At 66.7% G+C, this 13,341-nt stretch carries 9 protein-coding genes; all 9 read right to left on the reverse strand.

Annotated features, from left to right (window positions below; all coding sequences use genetic code 11):
• Positions 1-153: 153 nt before the first annotated feature.
• Positions 154-2,904 carry a ribonuclease E gene (locus D6M19_RS10995; protein ID WP_123025228.1) on the reverse strand — a complete coding sequence of 917 codons (2,751 nt, stop codon included), beginning with the start codon at positions 2,902-2,904 and terminating at the stop codon, positions 154-156.
• Between the two features lie 295 nt (positions 2,905-3,199).
• Entirely contained in the window at positions 3,200-3,610 is a 411-nt protein-coding gene (gene ndk, locus D6M19_RS11000; protein ID WP_123025294.1) for a nucleoside-diphosphate kinase, read from the reverse strand.
• A 32-nt stretch (positions 3,611-3,642) separates the two neighbouring features.
• On the reverse strand, positions 3,643-4,704 hold the full coding sequence (locus tag D6M19_RS34555; RefSeq protein ID WP_206428501.1) for a hypothetical protein: 1,062 nt from the start codon (positions 4,702-4,704) through the stop codon (positions 3,643-3,645).
• A 105-nt stretch (positions 4,705-4,809) separates the two neighbouring features.
• On the reverse strand, positions 4,810-5,208 hold the full coding sequence (locus D6M19_RS11010) for a DUF4233 domain-containing protein (RefSeq protein ID WP_123025229.1): 399 nt from the start codon (positions 5,206-5,208) through the stop codon (positions 4,810-4,812).
• Positions 5,205-6,614: a bifunctional tetrahydrofolate synthase/dihydrofolate synthase gene (folC, locus tag D6M19_RS11015; protein ID WP_123025230.1), complete on the reverse strand. Its 1,410-nt coding sequence runs from the start codon at positions 6,612-6,614 to the stop codon at positions 5,205-5,207. Before folC ends, D6M19_RS11010 begins: the two co-directional genes overlap by 4 nt.
• Positions 6,611-9,265: a valine--tRNA ligase gene (locus D6M19_RS11020; protein WP_123025231.1), complete on the reverse strand. Its 2,655-nt coding sequence runs from the start codon at positions 9,263-9,265 to the stop codon at positions 6,611-6,613. Before D6M19_RS11020 ends, folC begins: the two co-directional genes overlap by 4 nt.
• 67 nt (positions 9,266-9,332) lie before the next feature.
• Entirely contained in the window at positions 9,333-9,947 is a 615-nt protein-coding gene (locus D6M19_RS11025) for a DUF937 domain-containing protein (RefSeq protein ID WP_123025295.1), read from the reverse strand.
• 90 nt (positions 9,948-10,037) lie between these two features.
• Positions 10,038-11,294, reverse strand: coding sequence for a saccharopine dehydrogenase family protein (locus D6M19_RS11030; protein ID WP_123025232.1), 1,257 nt, complete (start codon positions 11,292-11,294; stop codon positions 10,038-10,040).
• Between the two features lie 11 nt (positions 11,295-11,305).
• Positions 11,306-13,294, reverse strand: coding sequence for a S9 family peptidase (locus D6M19_RS11035; RefSeq protein WP_123025233.1), 1,989 nt, complete (start codon positions 13,292-13,294; stop codon positions 11,306-11,308).
• Positions 13,295-13,341: the final 47 nt, after the last annotated feature.

Here is a 13,341-nt window from a genome sequence, read left to right on the forward strand (position 1 = left end):
CTGCTCTCTGGGCGCGCGCCACCGGGTGGTGCGCGAGCGGGTCTGGGTGCGGAGCCGCGGTGGGCCCGCTGTCATCGGCATCAGCCGAAAGACAACTGGTCAAGAGTACGTGAGACGCGCCTAAGGGGTCAAATCACCGCAGGTCACGATGGGTCAGTCGTCGTGGATGGGCGGACCTGCCGGTCGAGCTGCGGCGCGACGGCGCGGACGTCGGCCGCCGACGAACGCAGCAGGGGCGTCCTCATCGTCATCGTCATCGTCATCGTCATCGTCGTCTGACACGTCGTCATCGGAGTCCTCATCGTCTGAAACGTCGTCGTCCGAATCCTCGTCGTCGTCGGAATCGTCGTCGCTGTCGCCGTCGATCACCTCGATGTCGTCGTCGAGGTCGTCGTCCTCGTCGTCCTCGTCCAGGTCGATCTCGACGTCGTCGGAATCCTCGTCGTCGTCGGAATCCTCGTCGTCGTCGGAATCGTCCGAGTCGTCGTAGTCCTCGTCGTCTTCGAGATCGTCATCGGCGGACTCGACGACAGCTTTCTTGATGGTCTCGGCGTCGACTTCCGCCACCTCCTCGGCGGCCTTGTCGTCCTCGTCGCCGATCTCCTCGTCGCCGAACTCCTCGTCGTCCTCGTGGCGCCCGTTGGCGGCGGCCATCGCCTTGAACATCGGATGCTCGCCCTGATGCGGGGGCACCTTTGCGACGGGGACATCTTCGGTGCGGCCGCCCTTCTTGCCGCGCTTGCCCCTGCGCCCGGATTCGGACTTGCGCCCGGTCGCGGCTGCCGAGTCGACGGGATCGGCGTGCAGCACGATCCCGCGGCCTGCGCAATGCGGGCACGGCGTGGAGAACGCCTCGATCAGGCCGGTGCCCAGTCGCTTCCGTGTCAGCTGCACCAGGCCAAGCGATGTCACCTCGGATACCTGGTGACGGGTGCGGTCGCGGGCGAGCGCCTCGGTCAGCCTGCGTAGAACCAGATCGCGGTTGGACTCGAGCACCATGTCGATGAAGTCGATGACGATGATTCCACCGATGTCGCGCAACCGCAGCTGGCGCACGATCTCTTCGGCGGCCTCGAGGTTGTTGCGGGTAACGGTCTGTTCCAGGTTGCCACCCGAGCCGGTGAACTTGCCCGTGTTGACGTCGACGACGGTCATCGCCTCGGTGCGGTCGATAACCAGTGTGCCGCCGGACGGCAGCCACACCTTGCGGTCCATCGCTTTGGCCAGCTGCTCGTCGATGCGGTGCACGGCGAAAACATCGGGCCCGTCACCGCCGGCGGGCTGGTACTGCGTCAACCGCGGAACAAGGTCCGGCGCAACGGAATTGACGTACTCATTGATGGTGGTCCAGGCGTCGTCGCCGGACACGATCAGATTGGAGAAGTCCTCGTTGAAGAGGTCGCGGATGACCTTGACGAGTACATCCGGCTCTTCGTAGAGCGCGATCGCGGCACCGGCCGCTTTCTTCTTGGTTTCGATCGCCCTTGCCTCGATCTCCGACCATCGTTCCTGCAAGCGGCTGACGTCGGTGCGGATGTCGTCTTCCTTGACTCCCTCGGAGGCGGTGCGGATGATCACACCGGCTTCGGGCGGAACTACTTCGCGCAGAATCTCTTTGAGCCGCTGGCGCTCGGTGTCGGGCAGCTTGCGGCTGATGCCCGTGGAGGACGCACCCGGGACGTACACCAGATACCGGCCCGCGAGCGAAACCTGTGTGGTCAGTCGCGCGCCCTTGTGGCCCACCGGGTCCTTGCTCACCTGGACGACTACGTAGTCACCCGGCTTGAGGGCCTGCTCGATCTTGCGGGCGGCGCCGCCGAGACCCGCGGCCTCCCAGTTGACTTCACCGGCGTAGAGCACACCGTTTCGGCCACGCCCGATGTCGACGAACGCCGCCTCCATCGACGGCAGCACGTTCTGAACGATGCCCAGATAGATGTTGCCGACCAACGATGCCGACGCAGCAGATGTGACGAAGTGTTCGACGACCACCCCGTCCTCGAGGACCGCGATCTGGGTGTACCTCGCGCCCTCGTGCGGCGGCTCGGTGCGGACCTTGTCGCTGACCACCATCACCCGCTCGACGGCCTCGCGGCGGGCCAGGAATTCCGCCTCGCTCAGGATCGGCGGCCTGCGCCGACCCGCGTCGCGACCGTCACGGCGACGCTGGCGCTTGGCCTCCAGCCGAGTCGATCCCGTGATGCCCTGGATCTCGCCGTTGTCTTTGTCCTTGGTCTTTTCCGCGCGGCCGGCGCGTTCGTGAACGACGGTGTTCGGTGGGTCGTCGGGGGAAGTGCCGTTGTCATCCCCGGCGCCGGGCCCGGCCTTACGACGGCGACGGCGGCGGCGGCGGCGATTGCCTGCCTCGCCTCCACCGGATTCGTCGTCGCCGTCCTCGTCGGAGTCATCGGCGGAGTCGTCGGCCTGGCCGTCGGACTGTCCGTCGTCGGAGTCGTCGCCGTCGCCGTTCTGCTCACCCCGACCGCGGCCACGCCCGCGGCGGCCCCGGCGGCGGCGCCGATTCGGTCGCTCGGCCTGGTCGTCGTCGGCATCGGCATCGGCATCCGGACCGTCGTCTGAGTCGTCCGAGTCGTCGTAATCGTCGGAGTCGGCATCCGCATCCGGGTCGAACTCAACGGGCTGCGGCGCCACGAAGAGCGGCATGTACTCGGCGCGCTCCACCGTGGTCTCGAGGATCGTCCTGGACTCCGGTTCGGCGCCGTCGACGCCTTCGGCCGGTTGATCCTCGACGCCTTCGGCCGGTTGATCCTCGACGACGTCTTGATCCTCGACGACATCGGCGGACCCGTCCGGATCCTCCTCGACTCCCATCAGCCCGTCAGGCTGGGCCTCGGGCTCCTGAGTCTCTTCCGATATGTCTTCAGTGGTTGCATCGTCGGCCACGTATTCTCCTCAAGCCCCCGGGCGCGTCCTGTTGACGCGGCCACGCGAGGGCTTCCGCTATTGGCCCGGGCGGGTTACTCCCGGGCTTGTTATGGTCTCGCTCCGAGCGGTTCGCTAAGAACCCACCCGGTGCCTGGCTGAATGATGGCTGGGACGGTCGGCGCCACACCACGGGTGAGCGGTGGTCGCGCTCGTCTAAGTCTTCATTCGGGCGTCTGGCCATGGTGTACAGCCGTCTACCCGCAGTCAGTATCCCATACCACCGGTCGTAGATGGACCAGGCTGGGCGACTGAGCTACCTACCCGGGAACCAGAGCTCGATTTCGCGGGCGGCCGACTCCGGCGAATCCGACCCGTGAACGATGTTTTCCTGGGTGACAAGTGCCAGGTCACCGCGAATCGACCCGGTAGCCGCCTTCTCCACCGGGTCGGTGCCGCCGGCGAGCTGACGGAAGGCAGCAATGGCCCGTGGACCCTCGACGATCGCCGCGACGACCGGCCCCGACGTGATGAACTCCAGCAGCGAGTCGAAGAACGGTTTGCCGTCGTGCTCTGCGTAATGGTTGCGGGCCAGCTCGTCGCCGACATTGCGCATCTCAAGGGCCGCAATGGTCAGGCCTTTGCGCTCGATTCGGCCGACCACCTCGCCGATTAGGCGGCGCTGGACGCCGTCGGGCTTGATCAATACCAAGGTCCGCTCAGTCACGGCCGACAGCGTACCTGCGTGACCTTTCCGGTCTACGGATTCGGTCCCGCGAAGCCGCCGCACATCGGGATGCAGTCCGTGTTTCCGATCGGCGGGCCCATGTCGACTGGGGGCGGGACCTGCTTCTCCCCGCCACCGCCTGCGCCTGTCCCGGTGTCGGTGCCCGCGTCGGTCCCAGTTCCCGTCCCAGCGCCGGTCCCCGTGTCGGTGCCGGTACCGGGCCCAGTCTTGGCATCCGGACCAGTCCCGGTACCTGTTCCCGTACCAGTGCCGGTGTCAGTTCCTGTCCCAGCGCCGGTGCCGGTCCCAGTTCCCGTCCCCGTCCCAGTCCCAGTCCCAGTCCCAGTGTCGGTGCCCGCACCGGTCTCTGTCCCCGCACCGGTGCGGGTGTCAGTCCCCGGGGTTTGCTTGTCCTCCGGGTTCGGGTTCGGGTTGGGGTTGGGATTCGGGTTCGGGTTCGGGACGACCGACCTCGGTACCGGGTTGTTCGGCACGAGGCGAGGCGCGGGCGCCTGCTGTCGAGGCGCCTGTTGCCGGGGTGCCGGCTGCTGCACGACGACCGGCGGGCTTGGCGTAGGCGGCGCAGCGGGCGCGGGAGCCTGCGTCGGGGCGGGTGCCAGCGGAACCTGCACCTGCTGCGACGGCGTGCCTGTCGTGTTGGCCGGCGTCGTCGACACCCCGCTCATCTGCCACGTTGCGATCAGAGCGGCCACCGCCAACAGCGCGGCCCCCGCGGCCGCGCCGAACAGAACGCCCGGCTTTCGGTACCAGGGCACGGTCGGCCCCATCGGCTGCTGGCCGTAGACGGGGGGTGGCTGGCCATATTCCAGGGGTGGCTGGTCGTAATACTGCGGCTGTTCGTAGTAGTTATCGGTCGGGGCTTCGCCGTACGAGCCATACGAGTAGCCGCCGCCCCCGTGAGGATCCTGTTCAGACCAGGCGGTGGGCTGTGCAGGCTGCGGGGCGACAGGCGCGGCCACCGTCGGGGGTGAAAGCTGGTTCGTCCGATCCCCGAGCTGTTGCGTGCGATCCCCGAGCTGCTGCGTGCGATCCGAAATCCGCTGGGTCGGATCGAAGTTTCCTGGGTTGTTCATCGTTGCTTCCCGTATGGATACAAGGAGGTCCGCTGCGCACAACAATGACACTTCCGCGACAGTCATGCAGGGTAGTTCGCTACCCCAGTTGTCGTTCGCCCGTGATTAGTCGGACGGGGGTTGTTGGCCTGGCAGCAGGCCCTGCCGTTCACGGCGTCTCACTTCGCTGCGCAGATAGACAATCAGCAGCCAGACGCCCGCGAAGATCAGGCCGATGAAGCCGACGGCTCCAGATACTGCCCATCCGGCGATCACCACCAACTGGATGCCGAGATTCACCCAGATTGCCCATTGCCGGCCCTGCAGTCCGGCCAGGAGTACCAGTACGACGGCCACGCCGATCAGGTAGCTGCCCGTGCCCGCCGACAGCCCGCCGTCCGCCGTCGAGACGACGGGTAGGGCGAGCAGCACCACGATGGCTTCCAGGATCAGCGTGCCCGCCATCACGCCGCGGAAGCTCTTCCACGGGTCCGGCGGCGCAGGCCTGTCCGCCTGATCGCTCATTCGGGATCCCGCCCGAAAAGCGTGCGTGCCGCGCCAGCGGTGACGACCGATCCGGTGATGACGACACCGCTGCCGGAGAAGCCTTCACCCTCGTGTCCTGCCTCCTCGACGAGCGCGGTCGCGGTCTCGATGGCGTCGGGCAGGTTGGTCGAGACGATCACCCGCTCGGGCCCGAATCGCTCCTCGGCCCGTATCGCGAGGCTCTCGACGTCGAGCGCACGCGGCGAGCCGTTGTTGGTCACGATGATCTGATCGAAGGCTGGCTCGAGCGCGGCCAGGATGCCGTCGACATCCTTCTCGGCCATCACTGACACGATTCCGACGACGAAATGGAAGTCGAACTCATCGGCCAGCATCTGTGCCAATGCCGCCGCACCGGCCGGATTGTGGGCGGCGTCGATGAAAACTGTTGGGGCGCTGCGCATCCGTTCCATTCGTCCGGGGCTGACGGCGCCGGCAAAACCAGCACGGACGGCATCGATGTCGAGTTGCCGTTCGGCCCCTGCGCCGAAGAACGCTTCGACGGCCGCCAGCGCGATGGCGGCGTTGTGGGCCTGATGTTCGCCGTGCAGCGGCAGGAAGATCTCGGAGTACACCCCGCCGAGGCCCTGCAGTTCGAGCAGTTGTCCGCCGACTGCCACTTGGCGGCCGAGCACTGCGAACTCGGAGTCCTCGCGAGCGACCGCGGCGTCGGCAGCCACCGTTTGGGCCAGCACCACCTCCATCGCCTCTGGCACCTGCCTGCCGATCACCGCGACGGTGTCGACCGACGCCAGGTCGTCCTTCTGCCTGACGATGATGCCCGCCTTCTCGGCGGCGATATCGGCGATTTCGGTCCCCAGGTATTCGGTGTGGTCGATACCGATCGGGGTGATGACGGCGACCGGGGCGTCGACCACGTTCGTCGCGTCCCAGCGTCCGCCCATTCCGACCTCCACCACCGCGACGTCGATCGGCGCGTCGGCGAAGGCCGCGAACGCCATCGCGGTCACCACCTCGAACTTGCTCATCGCCGGACCGCCTGCCGCTTCGGACTGCTTGTCGACCAGTTCGACGAACGGTTCGATCTCTTCATAGGTCGCCACGTACTGCGCGGGCGTGATCGGCGTGTTGTCGATCGCGATGCGCTCGACGGCGGACTGCAGGTGCGGGCTGGTGGTGCGGCCGGTCCGTCGGTGCAGCGCGGTCAGCAGCGCGTCGACCATGCGCGCCACCGACGTCTTCCCATTGGTGCCTGCGATGTGGATCGACGGATACCCGCGCTGCGGCGAACCGAGCAGTTCCATCAACGCCGAGATGCGGGCCGTGCTCGGTTCGAGTTTGGTCTCCGGCCACCGTTGGTCCAGCAGGTGCTCCACTTGCAGCAGCGAGGCGATTTCGTCCGGCGTCGGGACGGGCTGGTTCATTGAAGAGAAGCCAGCCTGGAGTTGATCCGCTCGACTTCCTCCTGCGCGAGCTGCTTGCGGTCCCGGATCTTGTCGACGACGTCGGCGGGCGCCTTGGCCAGGAAAGCCTCGTTGTCGAGTTTGCCGGTGGTGCCCTTGAGTTCCTTCTCGGCAGCCGCCAGATCCTTTTCGAGCCTGCGCCGCTCGGCGGCGAGGTCCACGGTGCCAGAGGTGTCGAGCTCGACCGCGACGGCGCCGCGGCTCAGCCGCACCTCCACCGAGGCCGTCGGAGCGAACCCCTCCGAAGCGGGCGTCAGCCATGCCAACGACGTCACCGCAGGTATCTGCGAGTCGAGATCGGCTGCGGCGACATCCGTCAACCGTGCGGGCACCTTCTGCCGGTCGGCGAGTCCCTGATCGCTGCGGAACCGACGCACCTCGGTCACCAGCTTCTGCATGTCGGTGATGCGTTGAGCCGCAACCTGATCGACCGTGAAGCCGGACGGAGTCGGCCACTCGGCGATGACCAGCGATTCGCCGCCCGTCAGCGTCTTCCACAGCGTCTCGGTGACGAACGGCATCACCGGATGTAAAAGCTTCAACAGCGTGTCGAGGACCGCAGCCAGCACCGCTGTGGTGTGCGCGATGCCTGCGGCCAGCTGCACCTTGGCCAGTTCGAGGTACCAGTCGCAGAACTCGTCCCATGCGAAGTGGTACAGCGCCTCGCACGCGCGGCTGAACTCGTAGCTGTCGAACGCCGAATCCACTTCGACGCGAACCTCTTCCGCCCGGCCGAGGATCCAGCGATCGGCATCGGTGAGATCCGCCTCGTCGGGCAGCGGCGCAGGGCTGGCCCCGTTCATCAATGCAAAGCGGGTGGCGTTGAACAACTTGGTGGCGAAGTTGCGCGACGCGCGAGCGTGGTCCTCACCGATGGACAGGTCGCCGCCGGGGCTGGCCCCGCGGGCGAGCGTGAACCGAAGGGCATCGGCGCCGAAAAGCTCCACCCAGTCCAGCGGATCGATGCCGTTGCCCCGCGATTTGCTCATCTTGCGGCCGAACTCGTCGCGAATCAGCCCGTGCAGGAAGACGTTTTCGAACGGCACCTGCGGCCCCCGCGCGCCGTCGGAGGTGATCGCCGGATCCGACGCGACGAACTGGCCGAACATCATCATCCTGGCCACCCAGAAGAAGAGGATGTCGTAGCCGGTCACCAGAACACTGGTCGGATAGAACTTGGCCAGTTCGGGGGTGTGGTCGGGCCAGCCCATCGTGGAGAACGGCCACAGCGCAGAAGAGAACCAGGTATCCAGCACGTCGGGGTCTTGTTCCCAGCCCTCGGGCGGGGTCTCGTCGGGTCCGACGCAGACGGTTTGGCCTTCGGGGCCGTGCCAGATCGGGATGCGGTGGCCCCACCACAGCTGTCGCGATATGCACCAATCGTGCATGTTGTCCACCCAGCCGAACCAGCGTGGTTCCAGGCTCGGCGGGTGAATCACGGTGTGGCCGTTGCGCACCGCGTCACCTGCGGCCGTGGCCAGTGACTCGACCTTGACCCACCACTGCAGCGACAGCCTCGGCTCGATGGGTTCCCCGCTGCGCTCGGAATGTCCGACGCTGTGCAGGTACGGCCGCTTCTCTTCGACGATTCGACCTTCTGCGGCCAGCGCCTCACGAACCGCGACGCGCGCATCGAAGCGGTCCATGCCGTCGAACTTGGTCCCGGTATCGGCGATCCGGCCCTTGGTGTCCATCATCGTCGGCATCGGCAGCTTGTGCCGCAGCCCGATCTCGAAGTCGTTCGGATCGTGGGCGGGCGTGACTTTGACTGCGCCGGTACCGAATTCGGGGTCGACGTGTTCGTCGGCGACGATGAGCAATTCCCGGCCTGCGACGAACGGGTGCGGCAGCGTCTTGCCCACGAGGTCGCGGTAGCGGTCGTCGTCGGGGTGCACCGCGATCGCGGTGTCGCCGAGCATCGTCTCGACCCGTGTAGTGGCCACCACGATGTGAGGTTCGGTGTCGTCGAGCGAACCGTAGGTGAACGACACCAGCTCGCCCTCGACGTCGGAGTAGGAGACCTCGAGGTCAGAAATGGCGGTCTCCAGCACCGGCGACCAGTTCACCAGTCGTTCGGCCTGATAGATCAGCCCGGCGTCGAAGAGCCGCTTGAAGATGGTCCGCACCGCACGGGACAGGCCGTCGTCCATCGTGAAGCGGTCACGGCTCCAGTCGACACCGTCGCCGAGTCGGCGCATCTGGGCGCCTATCGTGCCGCCCGATTCGCGCTTCCAGTCCCAGACCTTGTCGATGAACAGCTCGCGGCCGAAGTCTTCCTTCGTCTTGCCGTCGACGGCAAGCTGTTTCTCCACGACGGACTGGGTGGCAATGCCCGCATGATCCATGCCCGGCAGCCACAGCACCTCGTAGCCCTGCATCCGCTTGCGCCGGGTCAGCGCATCCATCAGCGTGTGATCGAGCGCATGCCCCATGTGCAGGCTGCCGGTGACATTCGGCGGCGGCAGCACGATCGAATACGGTGGCCTTTCACTCGCCGGGTCGGCCCCGAAGTAGCCGGCGTCCACCCAGCCCTGATAGAGCTCGCCTTCCACCGCACCCGGGTCCCACGTTTTGGGCAGGGCTTCTGTTGATGGCTTAGAGCTGGCGGTCACCGCGCCATTCTATGGAGTGCGATGACCCGGCTCCGACTTCAGGGTTTGTGCCGGCCCGGCCGGCGCCCTACTTTTTGCCGCTGAGTAGGCCGCCCAGGATCTCGCCTATCGCGTTGTTCCCTCCGCCGCCCATGACGCTGCCGAGAATGCTGCCGAGTGGATTGTTCCCGCCACCGCCACCACCCGCGGCACCGCCGAGGATGCTGCCCAGAATGTCGCCGAGGCCGCCACCCCCTGCGGACTGTGCCTGCGGCTGAGCGGGCGCCGAGTCTGAGCCCTTGGTGAGCTGCTTGCCGATGTAGGCCAGCACGATCGGCGCGAGGATGGGCAGCAGTTTCTTGATCAGGTCGCCACCACCGGCACCCGTTCCGGCGAGTGCCGACGCGACAGCGTTGCTGTCGTTACCGCCGAACAGCGATGCGACCAGATGGTCGCCCTGCTTCTCGTCGACCTGGTCCACGTTCACCCCGCCGTCCAGGAGGCCGCTGGCGCCCTGCTCGGCCACTGCGGACTCGATCTTGCTCGAGTCGATTTGGTTCGAGTGGACGTTCTCCGCCAGCCCACCGACGAGTGCGGGGACCAGCGTCTGGATGGCGTTGTTCACCTCGGCTTGATCCGCACCGATTTTGCTCGCGATGTCCGCTACGGGGATCTGCGCGAAGAGTTCGTCGAGACCTGCCATTGTCGTGTCCACCTTCATTGCTGGTTACCGAATGTCGAGCACGACACTAGTCCACATGATCTTGGTTGACAGGTGTTCTGCGCTCGCAGATCAATTGAGCCGGTCAACGCTCAATGACACACCGGCAGCGGGAAATCGAGCCAGCAGCGCGTCGCCCATTGCCGCCGCCGGAGTCAACACACCGCGCAGTTCGGACAGCCGGTCGCGATCGGCAGCCAGCGCCAAACCGCTTTCGCCCAGCAACACCGAGGTGGCCTTGTAGCCGGGGTCGCCCTGTTGCGACATGGTGGCCCGGTAGCGCACCCCGGTCGTCGTGGTCGCATACGTCTCGATCTTGTAGTGACCCCGTTCACGGGTGCGTTCACTGGGGCCGCTGCCCGGTTTGGGGACAACACGATCAACCAGACCCTCCGGCACCTTGTCGAAGTACCGGCTGCCCAAGCCGCTGACCATTGCGCCCACACCCGCGGCCATCGCCGACGCGACGGGGGCCAATGCCGACGACCCGACGCTCTGGCACTCCGAGTATCGGAACCGACTGCCGTACGCCCAGTCCTGTAAGGCGTTGCTGCGCCTGACGATTCGCGTGTTCGTCGACGCCATCAAGAATCCCGAGGTCCATATACCGTCCAGCTCCGGCGCGATCTGAGCGCCGCGTCGCCACGGATAGTCAGGCTGGGCACCGAATTCGGGCTCGGCCGCCCGGTCAGGGGTCAGTGTGTACGGGTCCTCGAGGAGGCGCCGCGTCTCCGGATCACCCGACGTCGCCCGCACCACATCCGCAATCGACGCGATGGTGCCGCCCGACAGCGCGCCGGACATCTTCCGCACCACGAATGTGGTGTCCGCCAACTCACCCGCGTCATCGTCGCTTGCCCGCCGGTACAGCGCAAAAACACTGAGATCCGAAGGAATGGAGTCGAATCCACATGCATGGACGATTCGCGCGCCGGTGTCGATGGCCTGTTTGTGGTACCGGTCGATGCTTTCGCGCATGAACATCGGCTCGCCGGAGAGATCCGCGTAATCGGCTCCTGCGCCAGCACATGCGGCAACAAGTGGCAGCCCGTAGCGGTTGTACGGTCCGACGGTCGTCACCACGACCTGCGCGCGCGCTGCCATCGCATTGAGCGTCGACGGCTGCGACGCCTCCGCCGTGATCAGCGGCCAGGACTGCGCCGTCTCCCGAAGCGTTTCCCTGACCGCCAACAGCTTGTCCTGGGAACGGCCTGCCAGCGCAATGCGAGCGGTGCCGCCCGCCTTGGCCAGGTATTCGGCGGTCAGTTTTCCGACGAACCCGGTCGCGCCGTACAGCACGATGTCGAACTCCCGCTGCCCGGTGCTCATGATTCCCGACGCTACCCCAGCGTCTCTGGTAGCTCGATGTCCTCACCGAGCACGTGCTTGGCGAGGAACGCGATGACGACCTGGTACCAGATCTTCGCGTGCTGCGGTGCGAGCACCCAGTGGTTCTCCGAGGGGAAGTAGAGGAACCGGTGTGGACTTGTACCGTCGTCGCCTGCGGGCAGACCCGATTCGCTGAGCAGCTCGTACCACAGTCGGAGCGCCTCGCCGATGGGCACGCGATAGTCCATGTCGCCGTGGATGACAAGCATCGGCGTGCGGATCTCGGAGACGAAGTGGTGCGGCGAGTTGGCCTTCGCCATGTCGCGCGTCATCTCGCGCAGCCAGTAGTAGGCGGCGTCCGTGGTGGAGTTGAACTGGTCGAGCGCCCACAGGCTGGCGTGGGTGACGATGGCCTCGAACCGGTCGGTGTGGCCGGCCATCCAGTTCGCCATGTAGCCGCCGAACGAGCCGCCCATCGCGGCGGTGTGCGATGCATCGATGCGCGGGTCGGCGCACGCAGCGTCGGTGGCGGCCATCAGATCCTCGAACGGCGCACCGCCCCAGTTGCCCCAGCCCCGCTGGATGAAGTCCTGGCCGTAGCCGGTCGAGAGCGCCGGATCAGGAAGCAGCACCGCGTAACCGCGGGCCGCGAGCACCCACGGGTTCCACCGCCAGTGCCAGGAGTTCCAGCTGGCCAGCGGCCCCCCATGGACCCAGAGCACAAGGGGCGCGGGCGTCTGCCGGTCGGGCAGCACCAGCCACGATCGCACCGAGTTTCCGTCGTCGGTTGTCGCCGACACCTCGGTGAGCGAGCCGGGCAACTGGGGCGGTTCGACGCACGGCAGCGGCGTGATGGTGCCGTCGGGATCGATACGCACTGGGTGCGGTGGCGATGCGTATGAGCTTCGCAGCGCATAGACGATGCCGCCGGGTGCGGCCGTCACATCGGTGTAGGCGTAGTCGTCGGTGGTCAGCGGCTCAACCTTGCCGTCGGCGATGCCGATTCGGAAAATCGGGCGGCGACCGCCGTCGTCTGCGGCGACAAGCAACGCATCGCCGTCGCGCGAAAACGTGACGGATGCCGGCCAGCGATCCCAGTCGGCGCCCAATTCGGCTGGCTCCTCACCGAACCACAAGTAGCCCAGGCTGATTCGCGGTGCGCGCTCCGGTGTCGAGTACGACTCCCGGATGAACGCCACGGCTGTCCCATCCGGGGAAACGGCCGGACTCCACAGATCGGCCTCCGGTTCGTCGGCGATGATCGTGTGTTCGCCGGATGCGAGGTCGACGCGGACGAGCACGGAGTGTTGCGACGCGCCCGGCGCGGGCCGCCGCCATGACGTCACGACGAAGCTGCCGTCGGGGCTGACGTCGAAGTCGGCGTCGCGCAGAGCACCACCCGGTCGCGGCGTGACATCGACCGGGGTGGCGTCGTCGCGCAGGTTGAGTGCGAGTAGGTGCGGTGCGCCTGGGCCGAGATCTTTGTCCCAGTGCCGGATCGGATAGCCGGTGTGCAGGATCGCGGTGATCTTGTCGTCCTTGCGCAGATCCCGCAGCCTGCGGTCGTCGTCGATGCTGCGCGCCGACGGCAGCAGCGGTGCACGCACCACCGCTGCCGATTTGTGGTGCGCCGTCTTGACCACGTCGACGCCGCCGGGCGGCGCAAGGACCTCGACGGCCTCGCCGCCGCTCGCGGGCAGACTCCACAAGGCCGCGGGCGGCTTGTCCTCGCCGTCGGTCGGACGTACCGCGACGAACAGCAGGTCGCCGCCTGACGTGAAGGCCGGCGCCGACTCCCCCTTCGCACCTCTGGTCAAGCGTCGAGCCGGGGCCCGGCCCTTCGGGTCGAGTTCCCAGACCGCGGCGACGTATTCGGTGCGTTTGTCGTTGAGCTCGCTGACGGTCGTCACGACCCGCGAGCCGTCCGGTGAGACCGCCAGCCCGGAGACCCTCGGCAGGGCGAAGAAGTCGTCGAGATCGCCGAATGGGGTTTCGGTCATGCGACGTTCGTAGCACAGCCCATGTGAGTTTGATATTCAAACTCACT

This window comes from Mycolicibacterium stellerae, from assembly GCF_003719305.1.
In the GTDB taxonomy this organism is placed as follows: Bacteria; Actinomycetota; Actinomycetes; order Mycobacteriales; family Mycobacteriaceae; genus Mycobacterium; species Mycobacterium stellerae.